Origin of the sequence: Secundilactobacillus paracollinoides (assembly GCF_001702155.1) — a bacterium.
Classification (GTDB): domain Bacteria; phylum Bacillota; class Bacilli; order Lactobacillales; family Lactobacillaceae; genus Secundilactobacillus; species Secundilactobacillus paracollinoides.
The window spans coordinates 2,217,243-2,238,896 of the sequence record NZ_CP014912.1 but is presented as its reverse complement, the minus strand read 5'-3'; the positions used below and the strand labels follow the sequence as shown (position 1 = coordinate 2,238,896).

At 48.5% G+C, this 21,654-nt stretch carries 19 protein-coding genes and 1 pseudogene; all 20 read right to left on the bottom strand.

Annotation, left to right across the window (positions count from 1 at the left end):
• Positions 1 to 61 precede the first annotated feature (61 nt).
• The 20 genes and pseudogenes from uvrA to prfB all read right to left on the bottom strand — a co-directional run bounded on the left by uvrA (position 62) and on the right by prfB (position 21,640).
• Positions 62 to 2,914 carry an excinuclease ABC subunit UvrA gene (uvrA, locus tag AYR61_RS09615; protein ID WP_056987134.1) on the bottom strand — a complete coding sequence of 951 codons (2,853 nt, stop codon included), beginning with the start codon at positions 2,912 to 2,914 and terminating at the stop codon, positions 62 to 64.
• A gap of 44 nt (positions 2,915 to 2,958) precedes the next feature.
• On the bottom strand, positions 2,959 to 4,965 hold the full coding sequence (gene uvrB, locus AYR61_RS09610; protein ID WP_065902794.1) for an excinuclease ABC subunit UvrB: 2,007 nt from the start codon (positions 4,963 to 4,965) through the stop codon (positions 2,959 to 2,961).
• A gap of 109 nt (positions 4,966 to 5,074) precedes the next feature.
• Positions 5,075 to 5,605: a GNAT family N-acetyltransferase gene (locus AYR61_RS09605; protein ID WP_056987136.1), complete on the bottom strand. Its 531-nt coding sequence runs from the start codon at positions 5,603 to 5,605 to the stop codon at positions 5,075 to 5,077.
• A 307-nt stretch (positions 5,606 to 5,912) separates the two neighbouring features.
• The gene (gene trxB / locus AYR61_RS09600) at positions 5,913 to 6,854 is read right to left on the bottom strand and encodes a thioredoxin-disulfide reductase (protein ID WP_056987137.1); all 942 of its coding nucleotides are present in this window, start codon (positions 6,852 to 6,854) and stop codon (positions 5,913 to 5,915) included.
• 97 nt (positions 6,855 to 6,951) lie between these two features.
• Positions 6,952 to 7,965, bottom strand: coding sequence for an NAD(P)H-dependent glycerol-3-phosphate dehydrogenase (locus AYR61_RS09595; protein ID WP_065902792.1), 1,014 nt, complete (start codon positions 7,963 to 7,965; stop codon positions 6,952 to 6,954).
• A gap of 5 nt (positions 7,966 to 7,970) precedes the next feature.
• The gene (gene lgt / locus AYR61_RS09590) at positions 7,971 to 8,822 is read right to left on the bottom strand and encodes a prolipoprotein diacylglyceryl transferase (protein ID WP_054709866.1); all 852 of its coding nucleotides are present in this window, start codon (positions 8,820 to 8,822) and stop codon (positions 7,971 to 7,973) included.
• 20 nt (positions 8,823 to 8,842) lie between these two features.
• Positions 8,843 to 9,784, bottom strand: coding sequence for an HPr(Ser) kinase/phosphatase (gene hprK, locus AYR61_RS09585; RefSeq protein ID WP_065902790.1), 942 nt, complete (start codon positions 9,782 to 9,784; stop codon positions 8,843 to 8,845).
• A 71-nt stretch (positions 9,785 to 9,855) separates the two neighbouring features.
• Entirely contained in the window at positions 9,856 to 10,212 is a 357-nt protein-coding gene (locus tag AYR61_RS09580) for a phage holin family protein (RefSeq protein WP_054709872.1), read from the bottom strand.
• A gap of 9 nt (positions 10,213 to 10,221) precedes the next feature.
• Positions 10,222 to 10,542, bottom strand: a complete 321-nt coding sequence (locus tag AYR61_RS09575; protein WP_054709875.1) for a PspC domain-containing protein — start codon at positions 10,540 to 10,542, stop codon at positions 10,222 to 10,224.
• A 584-nt stretch (positions 10,543 to 11,126) separates the two neighbouring features.
• Positions 11,127 to 11,801: a phosphate signaling complex protein PhoU gene (phoU, locus tag AYR61_RS09570; protein ID WP_065902788.1), complete on the bottom strand. Its 675-nt coding sequence runs from the start codon at positions 11,799 to 11,801 to the stop codon at positions 11,127 to 11,129.
• A gap of 15 nt (positions 11,802 to 11,816) precedes the next feature.
• Entirely contained in the window at positions 11,817 to 12,572 is a 756-nt protein-coding gene (pstB, locus tag AYR61_RS09565; RefSeq protein WP_054709880.1) for a phosphate ABC transporter ATP-binding protein PstB, read from the bottom strand.
• A gap of 11 nt (positions 12,573 to 12,583) precedes the next feature.
• The gene (gene pstB / locus AYR61_RS09560) at positions 12,584 to 13,423 is read right to left on the bottom strand and encodes a phosphate ABC transporter ATP-binding protein PstB (RefSeq protein ID WP_054709883.1); all 840 of its coding nucleotides are present in this window, start codon (positions 13,421 to 13,423) and stop codon (positions 12,584 to 12,586) included.
• Positions 13,424 to 13,463: 40 nt separating this feature from the next.
• A complete protein-coding gene (pstA, locus tag AYR61_RS09555) occupies positions 13,464 to 14,351 on the bottom strand; it encodes a phosphate ABC transporter permease PstA (RefSeq protein WP_065902786.1) in 888 nt (295 codons plus the stop codon).
• Positions 14,348 to 15,274 (bottom strand): phosphate ABC transporter permease subunit PstC, encoded by a 927-nt coding sequence (pstC, locus tag AYR61_RS09550; RefSeq protein ID WP_054709886.1) that lies wholly within the window; start codon positions 15,272 to 15,274, stop codon positions 14,348 to 14,350. Before pstC ends, pstA begins: the two co-directional genes overlap by 4 nt.
• On the bottom strand, positions 15,267 to 16,151 hold the full coding sequence (locus AYR61_RS09545) for a phosphate ABC transporter substrate-binding protein PstS family protein (RefSeq protein ID WP_065902784.1): 885 nt from the start codon (positions 16,149 to 16,151) through the stop codon (positions 15,267 to 15,269). Before AYR61_RS09545 ends, pstC begins: the two co-directional genes overlap by 8 nt.
• A gap of 411 nt (positions 16,152 to 16,562) precedes the next feature.
• Positions 16,563 to 16,892 carry a sensor histidine kinase gene (locus AYR61_RS15895; protein WP_083215595.1) on the bottom strand — a complete coding sequence of 110 codons (330 nt, stop codon included), beginning with the start codon at positions 16,890 to 16,892 and terminating at the stop codon, positions 16,563 to 16,565.
• A 212-nt stretch (positions 16,893 to 17,104) separates the two neighbouring features.
• Positions 17,105 to 17,239: pseudogene (locus AYR61_RS15890) on the bottom strand (histidine kinase dimerization/phospho-acceptor domain-containing protein); the annotation flags it as partial.
• A 694-nt stretch (positions 17,240 to 17,933) separates the two neighbouring features.
• A complete protein-coding gene (locus tag AYR61_RS09535; RefSeq protein ID WP_065902782.1) occupies positions 17,934 to 18,644 on the bottom strand; it encodes a response regulator transcription factor in 711 nt (236 codons plus the stop codon).
• Positions 18,645 to 18,705: 61 nt separating this feature from the next.
• On the bottom strand, positions 18,706 to 19,869 hold the full coding sequence (locus AYR61_RS09530; protein WP_065902780.1) for a PDZ domain-containing protein: 1,164 nt from the start codon (positions 19,867 to 19,869) through the stop codon (positions 18,706 to 18,708).
• 648 nt (positions 19,870 to 20,517) lie between these two features.
• Positions 20,518 to 21,640, bottom strand: a protein-coding gene (gene prfB / locus AYR61_RS09525) for a peptide chain release factor 2 (protein WP_156770475.1) whose coding sequence is annotated in 2 segments (ribosomal slippage) — positions 20,518 to 21,567 and positions 21,569 to 21,640 — 1,122 coding nt in all. Because the reading frame shifts where the segments join, the coding sequence is not laid out codon by codon here.
• Positions 21,641 to 21,654 lie beyond the last annotated feature (14 nt).

Genomic DNA, 21,654 nt, shown 5'->3' with positions numbered 1-21,654 from the left:
CGGACTCTGAGCCAAAAGTCAAAACCAGACTTTTAGCTCAGAGTCCGTTACACTCCGCCCCTTAAGCGCCCTGCTTCACGCTCTTTGCCCTTTCCTTATCCCTTTCCAAAATCGGTCCAAGATACTGCCCCGTATAACTTCCCGGAGCTGCTGCAATCTCTTCTGGGGTTCCCGTTGCGACCACTTGGCCGCCACCATCGCCGCCCTCTGGTCCAAGGTCGATCAGGTGATCAGCCGTCTTGATGACGTCGAGGTTATGTTCGATGATCAACACCGTGTTCCCGTTATCGACTAAGCGATGCAAGACATCCAACAAGCGTTTGATATCATCCACGTGCAGACCAGTGGTTGGTTCATCTAGAATGTAGAAGTTTTGGCCATTGGCCTTCTTCTGCAATTCAGACGCCAGCTTCATCCGTTGCGCTTCACCACCAGACAACGTTGTCGCTGATTGACCGAGTGACACATAGCCTAACCCAACATCATGAATCGTCTGCAACTTCCGAGTGATCTTTGGGATTGCACTAAAGAACTCCAATGCTTGATCCACTGTCATATCAAGGACTTCGGCAATGTTCTTACCCTTATATTCCACTTCTAGGGTTTCAGAATTATAGCGTTTACCATGACAAACTTCACACGGCACGTACACGTCAGGCAAGAAGTTCATTTCGATTTTCAAGATACCATCGCCATGACAGGCTTCACAACGGCCACCCTTGATGTTAAAACTGAACCGGCCTTGCTGATAGCCACGTAGCTTGGCCTCGCTCGTTTGCGCAAACAGTCCGCGAATGTCGTTAAACACACCCGTGTAAGTGGCTGGGTTACTGCGTGGTGTCCGACCAATTGGACTTTGGTCAATGTTAATCACTTTTTCAATATTCTTGATCCCAGAAACCGACTTATACTTCCCCGGTTTCTCGGAGTTACGATTGATTTTTTGTGCCAGCACCCGTTTTAGAATGGTGTTCACCAGCGTTGACTTACCAGAGCCTGAAACCCCGGTGACCACCACAAATTCACCCAGTGGAAAATCAACGTCAATGTCTTTGAGGTTATTTTCCGCTGCGCCCTTGATCGTGATCTTCTTACCGTTGCCTTTGCCCCGGGTCTCCGGAACCGGAATAAATTTCTTTCCGGATAAATATTGACCAGTAAGTGATTTCTTAGTTCGAATCACCTGTTTAGGCGTGCCAGCAGCCATCACTTCACCACCGTGCTCACCGGCGCCAGGGCCAATGTCGATCAGATAATCGGCGGCCTTCATGGTGTCTTCATCATGTTCAACGACAATTAGGGTATTGCCAAGGTCACGCATCTTCTTCAATGAAGCAATCAATCGGTCATTATCACGTTGATGTAACCCAATCGACGGTTCATCCAGAATGTAGAGCACCCCAGAAAGGTTTGACCCGATTTGAGTGGCCAACCGAATTCGTTGCGCCTCACCACCAGACAGCGTTCGCGCTGCCCGACTCAACGTCAAATAATCCAACCCAACGTTTTCCAAGAAGGTTAACCGGTCACGAATTTCTTTCAAGATCGGTTGTGCGATGGTCTGATCCTGATCACTAAACTGCAGTTGGTCAAAGAATGGCAGTTCTTCTCCAATGGCAAAGTCAGAAACTTCACCAATGTGCTTGCCGCCAATTTTAACCGCCAGCGCCTTCCGGTTTAACCGGTAGCCGTGACACGTTTGACAGGTTAACTCACGGAAATATTGCTGCATCTGTCCTTGAGTGAAGTCGGTTCCATTGTGGTAACGACGGTCGACGTTGTTAATGACACCTTCAAACGGGGTATCGGTCTCCCGAACACCACCGAAATCACTGTTCAATTCAAAATGCATGACCTTTGATGAGCCGTATAACACAAAGTGCTGGTCATCCTTGGACAAGTCCTTCCATGGCGTATCCATGTCGATATCAGCTTGGGCACACGCCTGAGCTAACATATCAGGATAATACTTAGAGCTGGATGGGTTCCAAGGCGCAACGGCCCCTTCACTCAACGTCTTCGTATCGTCTGGAATAATCAGGTCAGGATCGATTTCCAGTTTCATCCCCAGCCCATCACAGTCTGGGCAGGCACCAAATGGCGCGTTAAACGAGAACAGGCGCGGTTCCAATTCACCAACAGTAAAGCCGCAAATTGGACAAGCGTAGTGTTCTGAAAATAAAATGGGCTCGCCATCGATTAAATCAGCGACAGCGTATCCGCCGCTTAATCGTAATGCTGCTTCAAAGGAATCGAAAAGTCGTGACCGAATACCGTCCTTAACAACGATCCGGTCAACCACGATATCAATTGAATGCATCTGATTCTTATTCAGGTCAAGCTCCTCATCAACATCATGGACTTCACCATCGATTCGAACGCGTACAAACCCTTCACGCTTGATCTTATCGAAGACTTTCTTGTGCTGACCCTTCTTTTCACGCACGATGGGTGACAGAATCTGCAACTTTGTCCGTTCAGGCAACGAGAGAACTTTATCGACCATCTGTTCCACTGTCTGACTCGTAATTTCGGTCCCGTCGTTTGGACAAATTGGGGTCCCGACCCGAGCCCACAGCAACCGCAAATAGTCATTGATTTCAGTCACCGTTCCCACGGTTGACCGGGGGTTCTTTGACGTTGTTTTTTGGTCAATAGAAATCGCCGGTGACAACCCGTCGATCGAGTCAACATCAGGCTTATCCATTTGACCCAAGAATTGCCGCGCATAGGCAGACAATGATTGGACATACCGGCGCTGTCCCTCGGCATACAACGTATCAAAGGCCAAGGAACTCTTGCCTGACCCTGATAGTCCCGTCACAACGACTAGTTTGTTTTTGGGAATTTTAACATCAATGTTTTTCAAATTGTGCGCTCGGGCACCATGAATCTCAATATAATCGTTTGCCAAATGGCGAATCCTCCTCCGGCATCAATAGTCACCTGAATGTCTCACTAAGCATCCATTTCTGCTTTTAATTCTAGTACGGTATCACGCAATGTTGCTGCGTGTTCGAAGTCCAACTTCTTGGCTGCCGACCGCATTTCATCTTCTAGTCGGGCAATCATTGCCTTTTGGTCCTTGCTGCTCATCGCATCAAAGTCACTTTCAACAAAGTCGTCCTTTTCACCGCTGTGTTCATCCGTCTTCGTCACACTGATCAAATCACGAATTTCCTTCTTGATCGTCTGTGGTGTGATCCCATGTTCTTCATTATATTTCTGTTGAATTTCACGCCGACGGGCCGTTTCATCCATCGCTTTTTGCATGGAATCGGTAATCGCGTCTGCATACATAATAACGGACCCATGCACGTTACGGGCAGCGCGACCCATAGTTTGGATCAGTGACCGTTCGTTACGCAGGAAACCTTCCTTATCTGCATCAAGAATGGCGACAAGTGACACTTCGGGCACATCGATTCCTTCACGTAACAGGTTGATCCCCACCAAAACGTCATACTTACCTAACCGAAGATCACGCAAGATTTGCGTCCGTTCAAGTGTCTTGATATCACTGTGCAGATACGCGACCTTGATACCGAGATCTTTCAGGTAATCGGTCAGATCTTCAGCCATCTTCTTGGTCAGTGTTGTCACAAATGTCCGCTCGTTAGCATCGATCCGCTTATTGATCTCACCAACCAGATCATCCATCTGACCCATAATTGGCCGGACTTCAACCGTTGGATCGAGTAAGCCAGTTGGCCGAATGATCTGTTCAACAACATCCTTCGTCTGATCCATTTCGTAATCACCAGGAGTCGCGGACATATAGATCACTTGGTTGACGTGCTTCTCGAATTCATTTAATTTTAACGGTCGGTTATCCAATGCGCTTGGCAACCGGAAACCATAATCGACCAGCTGTTGTTTCCGTGACCGGTCACCCTTATACATCCCACGGACCTGCGGCATCGTCACGTGTGATTCGTCCACGATCAGCAAAAAGTCCTTTGGGAAGAAGTCGAGCAGCGTAAACGGCGGCTCACCAGGTTTACGACCATCCATAAAGCGCGAATAGTTTTCAATGCCGTTGGTGTACCCCATTTCCCGCAGCATTTCAATGTCGTAGGTCGTCCGTTGCTTGAGACGTTGCGCCTCCAGTAACTTACCATCGCCTTCCAGAACACCCAACCGGTCATCCAGTTCGTCTGAAATGCCTTGAATGGCGTGGTCCATAATATCATCATTCGTCATAAAGTGGGTCGCGGGGAAAATGGCCACGTGGTCGCGGTCACCAATGATCTCTCCCGTAAGGGCATCCACTTCTCGAATCCGATCAATTTCGTCACCGAAGAATTCGACCCGCAGCGCACGTTCATCCCGTGATGCTGGGAAGATTTCAACAACGTCACCATGGACACGGAACCGGCCCCGTTGAAAATCAATATCGTTCCGTTCAAATTGAATGTCAACCAGCTTACGCATCAGATCATTACGTTCAATTTCTTGACCCACACGCAATGAAACGGTGTGGTTCTTGTACTCGCTTGGATCCCCTAACCCAAAGATCGAAGACACAGAAGCCACCACGATCACATCATTACGCTCCAGCAAGGAACTCGTGGCTGAATGTCGCAACTTATCGATCTCATCGTTGACTGAAGAATCCTTTTCAATGTAGGTATCACTTGAGGGCACGTAGGCTTCCGGTTGGTAATAATCATAGTAACTCACGAAATACTCCACCGCGTTGTTCGGGAAGAATTCCTTAAATTCGCCGTAAAGTTGACCCACCAACGTTTTGTTGTGTGACAGGATCAGGGTCGGCTTATTGACATTTTTGATCACGTTTGAGATCGTAAAAGTCTTCCCAGTCCCAGTGGCACCTAAAAGGATCTGAGCCTTTTTGCCGGCTTCAACGCCCTTGGTCAATTCATCAATGGCGTGCGGCTGATCACCAGTTGGCTGGTATTCTGATACCAGGTCGAACTTTCGATCTTCTTGACGTTCAATCATATCCTAAATCCCCCTTTTTTAAACACTCAAAAAGTAGGAAAGCAACTGCCTTCCTACGCAATGCTTGTCTATTCTAACATACCGAACATAGTTTCGCCACCAATGACGTTTACGATAATTGACGTTGATAAATGACAACGTCAACACTACTGCCGGCCAGCGGTGCCTTGGTCTCAGAAACAGCTTCAAACTTTAAAGCCTCGTAAAATTTCTGATCAGTCACATCTCGTTTTGGCAAGATCAGCTGGACCGTTTGAGTTGCCAGCTGACGTAGCGTTTTTAAGACTTGTGCCAGTAACGTTGTCTTTTGTGCATCGCTCACTGTCTGAGGGTCGGTGAGATATTGGCCTATCCAAACAATTTTGGGTCCCGGGTAATCGATCATCAAATCTAAACTGGCCACCAGCTTATCGTGGTCAAAGAAGCCCAGATAGTATTTTTGATTCGCCTTCGCCTGAGTCGCCACGCTATCCAAATCAGCAACTGCTTCCTGGTGGGTCAAATGATGGTCCATAAACAAACTAAAGAACGCTTGATTTGCTTTTTGCAACGCGTAGATCTGCGCGTCGTTTTCGTGGGTCAATTCCCGAACCTGGTAGACCACCTGTTGATTCAATGTTTCTGCTAACTGAGCTGCCATTAGAACGCCTCATTTCGTTTTATCTTTCTTACATATTATAGTGCCTGTCGCTTGGGCGAGCAAATGGTCTGGCTAGTTACTCATGACTGTCAACTAGCACATCGGAAGAAGCCTTGCTGTCGACCCTCTGATAAGCAGTCGAGGGCGGATTCTCTTCGACCTTGATCTAAAGACAATGTGATGCTTAACTTATCTGAAAAGCAGCTCAACATTAGTGGAATACAACAAACTATCACCTAATAATGGAAAAAACCAGTCAAAAAAAGCCCACAGTATCCACTGTAGGCTTTCTTTAAAATTCTTCATATTAAGCTTTAACGCCAGTGTCATTCAAGGATTCAATGTACTTGAAAACTTGTTGGCCGGCAACACCGCCATCACCAACTGCAGTGGTGATCTGACGAAGGTCCTTAGCGCGAACATCGCCAATGGCGAAAACGCCAGGTACCTTGGTTTCCATTTGACCGTTCGTTTCGATCCAGCCGTCTTCGTTGGTCACGCCTAAGCTGGCAATTTCTTCCGTCTTAGGTAAGATGCCAACATAGATGAAGACGCCGCTAGCATCGATAACAGTCTCTTCGTTCGTTTGGTTGTTGACCACTTTAACGCCGGTTACTTTTTGGTCATCACCCAAAACCTCGGTCACATTGCTGTTCCAAACGAAGTTCATCTTGTCGTTAGCAAATGCCCGGTCCTGAATGATTTTTTGTGCGCGTAATTGGTCACGACGGTGAATGACGGTCACCTTTGAAGCCAACTGAGTCAGATAAAGACCCTCTTCAATAGCGGAATCACCGCCACCGACGACGATAACTTCGCGGTTCTTAAAGAACGCACCGTCGCAGACTGCGCAGTAAGACACACCTCGGCCACCATATTCTTCTTCGCCGGGAACACCCAACTTACGGTATTCAGAACCCGTTGCTAAGACAACCGCCTTTGCTTCGTAAGTTTCAGTATCGGTGGTGACGATCTTAACCGCGCCCTGATCTTCGATACCCTGAACATTGCCGTAAGCATATTCAGCACCAAACTGAGTGGCGCCGTCGTACATGTCCTTGGCTAAGTCTGGGCCGAGAACTGATGAAAACCCAGGGTAGTTTTCGATGGCCGCCGTGTTGTTCATTTGGCCACCATAAATGCCGCGGTCAAGTAGGAGTACTGAAAGGTTTGCCCGTGACGCGTATAACGCACTGGCCATGCCACCAGGTCCCGCACCAATAACGATTACATCATATTGTTTTGCCATCTGTTTTCCTTCTCTCTTAGCCAGTTATTCTGACAGTTAAATACGGTGATTAACTTACTATAAATCAGTAAAGATGTCTAGTAGTTTGTTTCTATCCCTAAAATTCGGAGCGGCCTTCCCGTTGCATTAGGTCGGAAATGGCTTGCCGAATTTCCTTACCTTCATAAAGCACTTGGTAAATGGCTTCAGTGATCGGCATATCAACGCCGCGTTGTTTAGCGAGTTCATAGGCTGCCTTTGTGGTAGCAACGCCTTCGATCACCATGCCCATGTTGTTGATGACTTCATCCAGAGATTTGCCCTGACCGAGCTGGTCACCAGCACGCCAGTTTCTAGAATTTGAGCTGGTCCCGGTCACAATGATGTCACCGACACCTGCCAACCCCATAAAGGTTTGCGGGTTAGCACCAAACGAGCCGCCTAACCGAGAAACTTCAGCCAAACCCCGGGTCATCAAAGCCGCCTTGGCATTATCGCCATAACCGAGGCCACGTAACGCACCAGTACCCAGAGCAATAATGTTCTTCAGCGCGGCAGCAATCTCCACCCCGATAACATCACTATTCGTGTAGACCCGGAAGTAGTGGTTCATAAACAGGTTCTGCACATGTTTAGCAGCATCCAGGTCAGTGCTGGCCGCCGTAATCAACGTAATATCGCGTTTAGCAACGTCCTCAGCGTGGCTTGGCCCAGAAAGGACTGTAATTGAACTGCGATTTTCAGCCGGAATCTCTTCCGCCAAAATTTCTGAAACGCGCTTGTAAGTCTTTTGCTCGATTCCCTTGCTGGCGTGAATCAAGGCTGGTTTTGCGTGAGTCTCAGCCAAAATCGTTTTGACTTGGCTGGCCACATCACGCACCGCCTTGGTTGGCACAACAAACAGGATCGTGGTTGCATCAGTCAGTGCTTCCTTTAGATCCGCATAAGCAATTAAGGTTTCTGAATAGGTAAAGTCCTTGATGTAGTGGGTGTTTGTGTGCTTGGTGTTCAATTCTTCGACTTGCTTAGAATTGTAGGACCAAAGCGACACCTGGTTGCCGTTCTCATCGAGTAAGTTTGCTAAAATACTGCCCCAGGAACCCGCACCTAAAACTGCAATTTTTTCAGACATAGTAATTACTCCTTATTTTTTGCCACTTGGGCTTTTTTGCGAAATGGATCACCATCAAGATACATGGGAATTTGGTTCCCCAAACGTCGCCGGTAGATCACAATGATGATTGCACCAATAAACAAAATGACTGATAACAACTGGGATACCCGGATGTCAGCGAACAGCATCAAGCTATCTGTCCGCATGCCTTCAATAAAGAAGCGGCCAAACGAATACCACATGACGTAGCCCAAGAAGATCTCACCCTGCTTGAACCACCCTTTTTGATGTCTCAGGGACATCAGGAAAATAAACCCTAAAATATCCCAAGTTGATTCGAATAAAAACGTTGGCTGGCGATACGCCCCGTTAATGAACATTTGGGCAATCAGCCAGTGTGGTAAGTGCAACCCTTGCAGGAAGCTCAGACTGGTCACTTGACCAAAGGCTTCCTGATTCATGAAGTTGCCCCAGCGGCCGATTCCCTGTGCCATAATGACGGTCGGTGCCGCAACGTCTAGCATGAGCCAGACCGGGATGAACCGTGATCGGCAGAAGAAGTAGACCACGAGGCCCGCCCCGATCAGTGACCCATAAACGGCGATCCCGCCGTCCCAGACCGCAATGATCTGGTTTAAATGCTGCGAGTAGTAGGACCATTCAAACCCAACGTAGTACAGCCGGGCTGCGATGATGGCTGCGGGCAACGCCCACAGGATCATGTCATAAATATCGTCGGGGTCGATCCCGCGACGCTTACCTTCTCGCACAGCCAGGGTGACTGCAATCACAACTGCACTCGCAATAAAAATGCCGTACCAGTGAACCTGGATCGGCCCCAAATGAAAGGCAATTGGATTTAATGCGGCTAACATTCCTCTCAAGGTGCCACCCCTCACTTATTATTTTTTGAATTTTGTTTGATAAGCCGGTTAAGGTTATCATCAAAGACCTTCGTTGCATCGTACCCCATGGAGCGCGCTCTAAAGTTCATGGAGGCCGCTTCAATGATGATGGCTAGATTTCGCCCAGTCTTAACTGGGATCGAAATCTTCGGCACGATCACATCAAAGATCTTTTGCGTTTCATCACCGTTACCCAGCCGATCAAATTTCTTGTCGGGCGACCAGGATTCTAGGTGCACAATGAGATCAATATCGGTCTCACTTCGAACGGCACCGGCCCCAAACAGGTTCATGACATCGATGATGCCGATCCCCCGAATTTCCAGCAGATGCGCTAAGATTGCGGGGGCTTGCCCCACTAACGTCTGCTCATCTTGTTGGTAGACTTCTACCCGATCATCCGCAATTAGGCGGTGACCACGTTTAACGAGTTCCAACGCGGTTTCACTCTTACCAACGCCAGAGTCACCGGTAATCAGGACCCCAACACCGTAGATGTCAACCAGCACGCCATGAAGCGACTGGCGTTCAGCCAATTTGCCTTCAAGATAGTTGGTCATGTTACTGAGGACTCGTGACGTTGTCATCTTTGTCCCTAAAACTGGAATTTTAGATTCTTGCGCCGCCTGAAGCAACTCCTCCGGCGGTTCAAGTTGTGTTGAGATCACAAACGCCGGTGTCTCTGGTTGACACATCTGACGCATGACCTGCAATAGATCATCACTTGTCATGCCCTTCGCAAAGGACGTTTCGGTAATTCCGAGTAACTGGACCCGTTTGGCTGGATAATAGTTAAAGTACCCCGTCAGTTCCAAGCCGGGCCGTGAAATGTCGCTGGTCGTTATCTTGCGGTCGGCTAGCAAATCTTCGCCGTACAGCACGTCTAGTCGAATATTATCAACTAAGTCAGCAACCGTCACGCTATCTGCCATTTGAATCCCTCCTTGTCACACTATTAAAGTTTAGTGTATCACTTTTCGCCCCTCTAATGATAGCTCTTACATCAATCCCGTGACCGGCCACCAATGAAGCTTGAAATAATCGCATTACAAAGCGACATCAGTACGGCAATCAGCATGGACATGCCAAAGGAAGAAAAGCGAAAGTTATTGCCCACAAAAAAGGCGGTCAACTGTAGGAGAAATCCATTAATGACAATACTAAACAAGCCTAAGGTCACAACGTTTATCGGCAACGACAACAGGATCAAAAAGGGCTTGACTGCCGCGTTGAGAATGGCGAGCACCACACTGGCAAGCAGCGCGATCCAAATACTGGCCACGTAAAAACTACTGTGGAAAAAACCAGCGAGCGCGATGAACAACACCGCGTTCACTAATATGCGACCCCAAAATTTCATCTACTTCACTCATCTTTCATCAGAATCATCTTCGGAAACATCATGCAGTGTCTTACGCGGTTGTTTCCCAGAACCGCCGCCAAACCCACCAAATCCGCTGAACGGATTGTGGGGTTGATTGGAATCATGATGACTCGTATCCCGTGGGATCACCGTCATTAAAAGCAGATAAACCAGCAGCCCAAATAAAATGTGTCCCGGGTAAATCGTCAAAATCACGAAAACGACTCGTAGGATAGTCGCACTAAAACCAAAGTACTCGGCAATGCCGCCAAGGACTCCGCTAATGATTTTATTGGACGACCGTGTTAAACGTCGATGTTGACTCATTTGTCCACCTCATTTCTTAAACGAGTTCTATGAGAACTTTCTGTTACCAGAATAGAGAAATAAAGGGCTGAAAGCAAGCCCCCAGCCCTGAACTATCGTTTAATTTTTTGTTACAGGTTGTGCTCATATACCGCTTCGTTGCACCGTTCGGCCCTGCAGGCTGAAGTGGGTCGCTCCGGGGAGCTAGTGAATGTCTTGGCAGAAATTCAAGGATCTCCTACATCTCCCGTGTTCGTAATCGGCCAAAAGACGGCCGCTAACAACCACAGACAACCACAGAGCCTGCAATGCCGAACGGCTCCACTACGCTGCAAGGCAAAATATAGTCACTATTTACGAAAAGTTAGAAAAGTGCTATGAACCGCACAAGATAAATGCTACAGGCTAACTTGGCAATCGGTCGAAATATTACTGTCATAAAGTTTAGCAGCGATTGTTGGCGAAATCAGCACATACTCTGTTTAAAGTGATTGGGCCACTTAGCCGGTCGATAGATTTTCTCATGCACGCAACCGGTCGTCTAATGTTGAGAAGACCTATACAATAAACATTCAATTGACTATCGAAAAGTATTCCTACCCACGCTAATCCTCTGAATTATTCATCAGCTTTAGTTCAACGATCTGACCAGTCTTCAAGTAAACGATCCACTCGCCAACGTTGATCATGTAATCCGCAATGCGCAATAGATCGGCGGCAACGGCACTGTACTTCATGACGGCAAGGATCACGTTGCTGTCCGCCTGAGCTTGGGTGTATACCTCATGTAAAATATGGTCGTTGATCGTTGCCAGGTGGTTATTGATAGTCACAAGGTCGCGCGCCGCCTGGTCGTCCTTGTTGACATACGCTTGAATGGCCTGCTTCACGATTTCAGTGGTCTGCTCCCCCATCGAGGCCAGGAGACTCTCAACCTCTGGTGCGCGGTGCTGCCCCTTAACATCAATCGTTGCGTGAGCGATGTTGCGGGCATGGTCGCCAGCCCGTTCTAAATCAGACACCGCCTTTAAAATGGTGACCACCTCGCGTAAATCGGTTGTGACTGGCTGGTACAGGGCAATCATTTCAAAGGACTTGGCCTCCAATTCAATCTCACGGTCATTGATCTGGTGGTCTTCGTCAATGATCTGCTGGGCCGACTCCCGGTCATGGTTGATAAACGCTGCCACTGCCTTTTGAACCGTGTGGCTGACCAGGACCCCCATTTCGGTAAACCCGTTATCAAGTTCATCTAATTCATCATCGAAAAGTCGTCGCATCACGTGCCTCCTCCGCTAGCCGAATCGGCCGCTAATGTAGTCTTCGGTTGCTTTCTTCGCGGGGTTCATAAAGATCCGCTTGGTGTCATCAGCTTCCACAACCTCCCCGTCCATAAAGAAAACGGTCCGGTCAGCAATCCGGGATGCCTGCTGAAGGTTATGGGTCACCGTGATGATCGTATAGTTGGTTCTTAATTTTAGCAAAGTCGCTTCAATTTGACTACTTGAAATTGGGTCGAGTGCACTGGTCGGCTCGTCTAATAAAATAATTTCAGGCGACACCGCCAGAACACGTGCGATGCAGACCCGCTGCTGCTGACCGCCCGATAAGGATAACGCACTCTCATGCAGGTGGTCTTTCACTTCGTCCCAAACTGCGGCTTCACGCAGACTCGTTTCAACGATTTCGTCCAGTTTTTCTTTCGCCACCTTACCCGCGATTTTCACGCCAAACGCGACATTATCATAAATTGAAAAGGGAAATGGGTTGGGCTGTTGAAACACCATGCCAATTTCTTTTCGAAGGTTGACCATATCCGTTTGTGGGGCATAGATGTCCTGCCCTTTAAAAGTGACTTTACCGGTGATCGTCACGTTAGGAATCAGGTCGTTCATCCGATTTAACGTGCGCAAGTAAGTTGACTTACTAGAACCAGAGGGACCGATCAATGCGGTAATGCCCTTCGCTGGAAAATCTAATGTGATGCCCTTTAGTGCTTCGTTATTACCATAATAAACGTGCAGATCCTGCGTTGAAATTAATGCCGTCATCGTAACGCCTCCTATCCAAAATCACCGGCAACGTAATTGTTCGTCAGCTGTACCTTCGGCGAGGTAAAAATAGTTGATGTTTCATCGTACTCCAGGACCCGACCGAGATTAAAAAAAGCCGTGTAGTCACTGATGCGGGCTGCCTGTTGCATGTTATGGGTCACAATAATAATGGTGTACTGTTTTTTCAACTGCAGCAGCGTGTTCTCCAACTGACTTGTGGAAACGGGATCTAGCGCGCTGGCGGGTTCATCTAGCAGCAGGATATCAGGTTTAATGGCAATGGCCCGTGCAATGCACAGTCGCTGCTGCTGACCACCGGAAAGTGCCAGCGCACTTTGATTGAGTTTATCCTTGACTTCATCCCAAATGGCGGCTTGTTTCAAGCTTGTTTCAACAATTTCATCCAGCTGGTGTTTATCGGTGATACCTCGCCGGCGCAGGGCAAACACAATGTTGTCATAGATCGATTTTGCAAACGGGTTCGGGCGTTGAAACACCATCCCGATTCGCCGCCACATTTCATACACGTCAATGTCCGGCTGATTCACGTCAACACCGCGGTACATGATCTGCCCCGTTACTTTCGCCACGTTATCGTTCATCCGATTTAGTGAGCGCAGATAGGTCGACTTTCCAGAGCCGCTTGGCCCAATTAGCGCGGTGATCTTGTGTTCTAAAAACTGCAGGTCACCTTCATACAGTGCCTCATTTTCACCGTAGAACACATGCATATTTTTCGTTTCCAGCACGACTGGCGACTCGGACGTTGCCTCAGGGGCGACGATATTGCGATCAAGCCAGGCCGTATTGTCGTTATGTTGATGCTGACTCGTTGGATTAATAAACATTTAAATGCCCCACTTTCAAGAATAAAGGGTGACTGTCACCCTAATCAGCCGCAGTCAATTTTTTAAAGAGCCGCCGGCCAATGTAGCGTGCCGAAAGGTTAAAGAGTAGGACCGCAATTACTAAGACTGCGGAAGCCCCTGACGAAACGGCCTTTGTATCTGGCATGATCCCCTCGGAATTAATTTTCCAAATGTGGACAGCCAAGGTTTCTGCCGGGCGCATCGGATTCAAGGGACTGCTGATATCAAACGGATTCCAGTTTGCAAAGTCTAACGCGGGTGCGCTCTGTCCCGCCGTAAAAATCAGAGCAGCTGCTTCACCAAAAATCCGGCCAGCACTGAGAATGACACCGGTCAAAATCGTTGGCAATGCCGCGGGTAAAATAATATGAAGCACAGTTTCCCAGCGTGACAGCCCTAATGCTAGGCCACCCTCGCGCTGCGTCTCTGGCACAGCAGCCAGCGCCTCTTCAATACTGCGCGTCAGCAGGGGTAAGTTAAAGAACGTTAGCGCGAAGGCCCCAGATAGGATGGAGAATCCAAAACCAAACCGGACAACGAAGATCAAGAAACCAAACAACCCGACAACAATTGACGGAAGTGAGCTTAAGATCTCGATCGCCGTTCGAATTAAACTTGTCATCGCATTTTTTGGGGCGTATTCATTTAAGTAGATACCGGCACCCAGAGCGATGGGAAATGAAATTAGTAACGTTAGAATCAACAAATAAAACGAGTTAAAGAGTTGAATCCCGATCCCACCACCAGCTGTAAACGTCTTTGACGGGGTCGTGAGAAAGTGCCAGGAAATGTGCGGTAATCCGGTAATGATGATGTACCCCAGTAACGCGGCCAAAATTAAAACGATGGTGCCGGCAATCCCGTAGAGGACACCAGTCGCAATCTTATTTGCTGTTTTCGGCTTCATTTTCGCAGCGCTCCCTTCCGACCAATCAAACGAACAATCAAGTTAAAGATCAACGACATCACCAGCAGGACCAGCGCAAGCGACCACAACGCGTTGTTCGCTAACGATCCCATGACGGTGTTGCCGATTCCCGTCGTTAAGACCGACGTTAACGTTGAAGACGGCGACACTAAACTACTTGGCATCAAAGCGGCGTTCCCGATCACCATTTGAACAGCTAACGCTTCGCCAAACGCTCGCGCCATCCCAAAAACGATTGCTGTGAGAAGACCAGGCGTTGCGGCGCGTAAAATGACCTTATATATCGTTTGCCAACGCGTGGCGCCTAATGCCAGCGCGGCTTCACGGTAGTATCGCGGCACCGCCTTCAGCGCGTCAACACTCATGGATGTGACCGTCGGGAGGATCATGACGAACAACACAAAGGTCCCGGAGAGAATCCCAAACCCGCTTCCGCCAAAGATTGTCCGAATGACTGGCACCACGACAGTTAAGCCGATAAACCCGTAAACGACGGATGGGATTCCAACCAGCAGCTCAGTAACTGGCTGCAGAATGCGTGCCCCGCGTTTTGGCGAGATCTCCGTCATGAAAATAGCGGTGCCGATTGCAAACGGGGTTGCCAGCAATGCAGATAGGAAAGTGACGATAAACGACCCCGTAATCATCGGCAACGCGCCAACTTCAGGACGACCCTTGCTATCGGTGATCGTTGGATTCCAATTTTTATCCGTTAGAAACTGCCACAGACTCACGTGGTTATCAAAAAACGTCGCTAGCCCCTTTGACGCCACGAAAATGATGATGGCAAATACGGTGATCGTGATCAGCGCTAACGCGGAAAAGCTGACGGTCTTCCCGATTCGCTCTAACCAGGCGGCCTTGGATCGTTTTCGCAGTTGTTCGCCTAACTGTTTATTCATGACTTCCCTCGACTTTCTGAATCTGGCCATTGACTGACCGGGTCACCTGCATCTGATCCATACTGATATAGCCTAACTGCCGTACCAGCGTGTGTTGCACATGTGTGGATCGGACGTAGGCAATAAATTTCTGTGTTAACTGATTGGGGTGCTTTTGCGTATACATATGTTCATAGGACCAAATCGGCCATTTATTCGTCTCAACGTTTGCATCCGTTGGCGCGACGTGGTTAAGCGTGACGGCTTGCACCGTATTATTCACGTAGGAGAACCCAACGTAACTAATGGCCCCCGGTGTGGTTGCCACAATTTGCCGGACCATCCCAGATGAATCCTGTTCCTGAGCTGGTTTACTTTGTCGGCCATTGAGCGCCCATTTTTCAAATGTTGCCCGGGTACCGCTCCCCTGCGCCCGATTAATGATCACAATTTTTTGATTGCGGCCGCCAACCTCACGCCAGTTCGTCACTTTTCCGGTAAAAATCGCGATCAGTTGCCTGGTGGTGAGGTTGGTGATGCCGTTTTGTCGATTCACAATGGGCGTAATGCCGACAACGGCGACCCGATGATCAACGAGATTAGCGGCCCGAATGCCCTTTTGCTCCTCGGCGTAAACATCCGAATTGCCGATTTCCACTGCACCTTCCTGGACCTGACTCAATCCCGTCCCGGAACCGCCACCCTGCACGTTAATGAAGCTGCCAAGTCGACTGCCGCTATAGTCTTCGCCGGCTGCTTCAACGAGCGGCTGCAACGCCGTAGACCCCACTGCCGTAATCGACATGTCCGCCTGACTCACTTGACGATGCTGATACCCAACAATTCCAAGTACGATCACAATGACCACCAGTAAACTTGCTAGCCAACGTTTTTTCATCTCCGCAACCTCCCGCGCTTCCCTGCAATTCGCCAAGCACGCTTTTTAAACGCAATTCTTAGTGACCATGTTGAAACGAGTTTCGGAAAACTGGCCGCTTCCCGTCACCCTCTCTTATTCAGGTTTAAGTATATCGGTCGATTGTAAATGTCTACTACATATCTATGTAAAGGTTGTGTAAAGATTTTTGAAAATGAGTGAGCAAACTATTGCTGTAAACGCTGATGTAATAGTATTTTTCCCTATTTTTGAATTTTATTTTGAGTGTTAACACTTCATCCGTTTAAAACAACTCTCGTTAGTTTTCGGACCATCAAAAAATGGCATCTGCCATGAAGTCGGTTAAGACTTCATGACAGATGCCACCTCATTTTCTAGGTTGACCATGTGACTCAAACTTATTCCAGACGTTTACTCGTCCAATTGCAGTCGTTGAAAGATCACATCAAACGTGCTCCCAACACCGCGTTGACTCTGGACATTAATTGTCCCCTTCATCGCTGAAACCAATTCCGCGACAATGGCCAGTCCGAGTCCCGTCCCGCTGACAACCTGTTTGGTTCGTGAATTGTCAGCACGATAGAAGCGCTGAAAAATCCGGGATTGGTCGTCTTGGCTGATGCCGATTCCGGTGTCAGCCACATGCAGAGTCCAACTTGTTGCCGTTTGCTCAAAACGAACGGTGACCTGGCCCCCTTCACGATTGTACTTGACAGCAGATTTTTTAGGACTTCGATACACTTACTCTGATCCGTCACGACCTGAACGTCATCAGCAACTTGATTGATCAGGGTCACGTGCTTCATCTCTGCCAATTGTTGCAACACTTTAAACTGGTCATCGATCATGGCGCCCAAGTGCACCCTCGTGAGGTCGTGTTGGGTCACCGACTGAGACTCAATGCGTGACAGCGACAAAATATCCTGAACCAGTTCCGATAGCTGCTGACTCTCTTGTTGAATGATCTTCAAAAATTGATCAAGAATTGCTGGATCGTCCTTTGCCCCGTCCAGCAAAGTTTCAGCAAAGCCGTTAATCGCCGTGACCGGCGTCTTTAATTCATGCGAGGCATTCGTTAAGAAGTCCATTTGCATCTGCTCAACGGTAAAAATCTCAGTAATATCATAGAGCAGCACCAGAATCTGGAAAAAGTCCTCACTCGTGGATGTATACACCACCGTCGCCTCAACCCTTTTTTCGGTGGGCATCCCCGGTAGCGTAATCACTTGCCGCCGAGTCTCCTTATCCTCAAAGACTTTGTTGATCAGTGCCACCAGTTCGTACTGCTGAATATCTTGGGCAAACGGGTGCCGGTGCGGACTGATCGGCACCTGCAACAACTCAGCCATCGCCGCGTTCGCTAATTCAACTTTTCGGTAGTTGTCGATCACCATCACCCCAATGGGCAGGTAGGACAGCAACAGTTTCAACTCTTCTCCCTGTTGGGCCTTTTCCCGCAACAATTGTTGTTGATGTGTCTGCAGCTGGTTAATCGTCATCGTCAAGTCATAATAAGGATCCGTCTTCTTCAATAGAATGTGCGCTGGTTCTTCATTTTGCAACATCCCCTGGACTTTACGCGTCATGGCCGCAATTTTTTGTTCGCGCACCCGTAACACTCTGACGGCAGCCAGCATCTCCACAATTGCAATCACCAAATTAACGGTCAAAATTTGACCCCACTGCGTCAGTGACAACGTCTCGTGCAACACCATGCCAATGATCAGCCAGCTAATGACAAGGTCGCTCGCGAGAAAAATCGCATAGGCTGAAAGTCCCCGTCTAATCATGAAGCGGGGCCTCAAGCCGATAACCGAAGCCCCGAACCGTCTTTAAGTAAATTGGGTGCTTAGGGTCCGGTTCCAACTTATCACGCAGATGAGACATATGCACGTCCACCATTCGCGTTTGACCGGCATAGTCAAACCCCCAAACGCCCTCCAGCAACTGGTCGCGTTTTAAAACTTGATGCGGGCGTTTCGCTAAGTACAAGAGCAACTCGTACTCCTTGGGTGTCAACTGTACCCGCTCGCCGCGGCGTCTCACCGTTACTTTGGCCGTATCGATCACAATGTCGCCAATCTGAATCATTTGAGAGGTCAAACTTGTGGCGAAGTCTTCTGGGACGTTCTGGTAGCGCCGTAACACTGCCTTAAGTCTGGCAATGACTTCTCTGGGACTAAAGGGCTTTGTAATGTAATCATCCGCGCCGATCTCTAATCCAAATACTTTATCAAATTCATCCGTTTTAGCCGTAATCATAATAATTGGGGTCGCAATTCGTTCCTGGCGTAATTTGCGCGTCACTTCCACGCCATCCATGCCCGGTAACATGAGATCGAGCAAGATGGCATCGAACGTTTGACTCGTCGCAAGTGCCAGCGCATCGTTGCCGTTCATCGCGGTCTCGACATCGTAGTTCGCCTGGGTCAGGTTATAACTCAGTAACGTTACGATTGCTGGTTCATCATCAACAACTAAAATCTTTTGCATAGGGCCCTCCTAGGCGAAAATCCTAACAACAGAGCGGCAACGTTAATGGTGCAGTTGTATTTTAATGGGTCGCGTCACGAAAAATAACGATTCCGATTTCATGGGGTGATCCCGCAAAGATGGCCGTTTCCGTGACCTTCAAATCTCCCTGAGGCGTTTGCAGCCGCAGGTGACAGTATGTTGAATTCAGTAACAGTGCTTCGTAAAATTCAGTTTCAGAGTTGACCGGTTCGTGGTTACATTCCACAATGATGTCGCCGGTATTGATTGCCATCTTGGCAGCTGGTGTTTCAGGCTTGATACCTAGCACTCGCACACCGCGGTCGACCTTTGAAAACCAGAAGGACTGGTGACGGTCATGCCAGCGTGTCCACACAAGCAAAATTAAGTAAAACAGATACAACCCAACGACAGCTGGCAAAAAGACGGCCGAATAAAAGAATGACCCAATCAATAGCAGTCCCCCGAGCGCGCTAATGATCAGTTCCCACTTTGCAAACCGTTTCAGTGCGGCACGTTGCATCTGTTTAAAGATCGTCATTCGAAGCCCGATCAATAGTGGTAAGAAGATAAACGTCACCGATTGGTGGTTGATGTTTAAAACCGGCCAGAATGCAAGATGACTGGTAAACCAATCGCCTGGCACCATGACGAGCATCGGCACCACTAATAATTCATTGAAACGGTATCCCGCAATCAACTTACCTCGCCGTTGCGAATAGATTCGCGGTGCTTCAAAGCGACCGCCGATTCGGTGCACCCACAGACCGCCAATGAAGAGCGTCACCACCATGACCGCTAATAGCCCGATCATGGTCGTTTCACTTGGATGAATGCCGGTAGTTTGCAACCAAGTGTCAACACCGGTCACTTGTTTAACCGGGTCCACTACCTGATAACACAGCACCGAAATTGTGAGTACTGTGATTGGAATCCCCGCTGCTGGACCGATGATAACGGCCAGCAGACTCAAAATCATGTACCCAATAGCCCAGCCGATTGGAATCGTAATCCCCAACAGCACTGAAATGACCGACGCTAAAACACCGTAGCTCAGACTTAGTAACACAAAGTGACGCACTTCAAATTTATCCTGATACACAGCGCTCCCAAAGAACCGACGCTCAGCAGTTAACCGCCGATCAGCCGTAAACCACTCCCGAATCAACCCAAGCCACCAAACTGGTTGCGCAACCAACGTCAAGACTAGCAAAATTATCCTCATCACTGCCACCTACAATTTATATAATTTATATCACTGCCTATACCATACCTTATTATGATACCAGTTAATGCGGGTTGATGATAGAGGGAGCGCTTTAGGAACTTTATTGAATTTGAAGAAACGGTTGTTGACACAAAAAGAACTATCCGTGTGTTGGAAACTTACGGATAGTTCTTTTTGTGATGGTTTGTTCAGCATGGCTGTCAGCTATCGGGTAAGCGACTCTGGCTAAAATGCCTAGTTTGTGGTTCTTGTTATCAGCGTGCTACTTGCGACGTGCTTTGCTTCTATCTAGTGGAAACGCGTTCAGCAGGGCAAGGGGCTACTGCGTAGGCCAACTCTGGCAAAAAATCCAGGGTCGTGGTTCTTGTTATAAGAGTGCTACTTGCGACGTGCTTTGCTTTTATCTAGTGGAAACGCGTTCAGCAAGGCTGAGGGCTACTGCATAAGCCAACTCTGGCAAAAATCCAGGGTCGTGGTTCTTGTTATAAGAGTGCTACTTGCGACGTGCTTTGCTTTTATCTAGTGGAAACGCGTTCAGCAAGGCTGAGGGCTACTGCATAAGCCAACTCTGGCAAAAAATCCAGGACCGGGATTTTCTGCCAGAGTTGGCTTATGCTCCGCCCTCAAAACGCCTTGCTTCACGCTCTATCTCGGATTCTCCCCCTCCAACCGATACTGCAAGTAAGCATTAATAAATGGATCCAAATCCCCATCCATCACTGCCTGCCCATTGCCTGTTTCGTAGTTGGTTCGGTGATCCTTGACCATCGTATACGGGTGGAAGACATAGGAACGAATCTGTGAGCCCCAGCCAATGTCCATTTGGTCGCCTTCCAGCGCCGCCTTTTCCTTAGCTTTCTTTTCCTCTTCACGTTCGTACAACTTAGCCCGCAACATGCCCAACGCGGTTTGCCGGTTTTGCAACTGTGACCGCTGGGCCTGACTGGCGACAACGATACCGGTTGGGATATGTGTGATTCGAACAGCTGATGACGTTTTGTTAACGTGTTGGCCACCGGCACCACTTGCCCGGTAAACGTCAACTTTCAGGTCTGCTGGATTAATGTCAATGTTGACCGAATCATCAAGTTCCGGCAAGACATCGACTGACGCAAACGAGGTGTGACGCCGACCAGCTGAATCAAATGGTGAGATCCGGACTAATCGATGAACGCCCTTCTCCGACCGTAAATACCCATAGGCATTGTGCCCTGAGATCAGGAGTGTCACACTGTTAATTCCGGCAACGTCGCCGGCCTGGTAGTCCAACGTTTCAACCTTAAACCCATGCTGTTCAGCCCATCGTGTATACATCCGCAAAAGCATGGATCCCCAGTCCTGCGATTCAGTGCCGCCTGCGCCTGGATGAATTTCCAAAATGGCGTTGTTATGGTCATAGGGACCATTCAACAGGAGGCCAAGCCGATACTGTTGCTGGTCGTGTTGGAGTTTTTTAAAACTCTCATCCAGTTCTGCCTTCATATCAGGATCCGGTGTGGGTTCATCTTCCAATAATTCAATGGCAACCTGAATGTTTTCCAATTGATCTGTCAAATCGTGATAAGCATCTACCTTACCCTTAAGCTGATTATTTTCATCAATCAGCTTTTGGGCAGCCGCCTGGTTGTCCCAAAATCCAGGTTCTGCCATTTTTGATTCATTGATCGAGATACTCTCGTTGAGGGCATCTAAGTCAAAGCGACCTCCCAAAGCCGGCAATCTCGTCTGCCATGGCTTTTAAGTCGCGTTTAATATCGCTGATTTCCATGTAAATCACTCCAG

What these genes read in the sequence shown, in the direction of transcription:
- AYR61_RS09605 (WP_056987136.1), bottom strand. Translation starts at nt 5,605, where the DNA reads ATGGCAGCTCAGTTAGCAGAAACATTGAATCAACAGGTGGTCTACCAG.
- uvrB (WP_065902794.1), bottom strand. Translation starts at nt 4,965, where the DNA reads ATGATTGAACGTCAAGAAGATCGAAAGTTCGACCTGGTATCAGAATAC.
- trxB (WP_056987137.1), bottom strand. Translation starts at nt 6,854, where the DNA reads ATGGCAAAACAATATGATGTAATCGTTATTGGTGCGGGACCTGGTGGC.
- phoU (WP_065902788.1), bottom strand. Translation starts at nt 11,801, where the DNA reads ATGCGACGACTTTTCGATGATGAATTAGATGAACTTGATAACGGGTTT.
- pstC (WP_054709886.1), bottom strand. Translation starts at nt 15,274, where the DNA reads ATGAATAAACAGTTAGGCGAACAACTGCGAAAACGATCCAAGGCCGCC.
- lgt (WP_054709866.1), bottom strand. Translation starts at nt 8,822, where the DNA reads ATGTTAGCCGCATTAAATCCAATTGCCTTTCATTTGGGGCCGATCCAG.
- AYR61_RS09580 (WP_054709872.1), bottom strand. Translation starts at nt 10,212, where the DNA reads ATGAAATTTTGGGGTCGCATATTAGTGAACGCGGTGTTGTTCATCGCG.
- pstB (WP_054709883.1), bottom strand. Translation starts at nt 13,423, where the DNA reads ATGTTTATTAATCCAACGAGTCAGCATCAACATAACGACAATACGGCC.
- hprK (WP_065902790.1), bottom strand. Translation starts at nt 9,784, where the DNA reads ATGGCAGATAGCGTGACGGTTGCTGACTTAGTTGATAATATTCGACTA.
- pstB (WP_054709880.1), bottom strand. Translation starts at nt 12,572, where the DNA reads ATGACGGCATTAATTTCAACGCAGGATCTGCACGTTTATTATGGTAAT.
- AYR61_RS09595 (WP_065902792.1), bottom strand. Translation starts at nt 7,965, where the DNA reads ATGTCTGAAAAAATTGCAGTTTTAGGTGCGGGTTCCTGGGGCAGTATT.
- AYR61_RS09530 (WP_065902780.1), bottom strand. Translation starts at nt 19,869, where the DNA reads ATGAGGATAATTTTGCTAGTCTTGACGTTGGTTGCGCAACCAGTTTGG.
- AYR61_RS09535 (WP_065902782.1), bottom strand. Translation starts at nt 18,644, where the DNA reads ATGCAAAAGATTTTAGTTGTTGATGATGAACCAGCAATCGTAACGTTA.
- pstA (WP_065902786.1), bottom strand. Translation starts at nt 14,351, where the DNA reads ATGAAGCCGAAAACAGCAAATAAGATTGCGACTGGTGTCCTCTACGGG.
- AYR61_RS09545 (WP_065902784.1), bottom strand. Translation starts at nt 16,151, where the DNA reads ATGAAAAAACGTTGGCTAGCAAGTTTACTGGTGGTCATTGTGATCGTA.
- AYR61_RS09575 (WP_054709875.1), bottom strand. Translation starts at nt 10,542, where the DNA reads ATGAGTCAACATCGACGTTTAACACGGTCGTCCAATAAAATCATTAGC.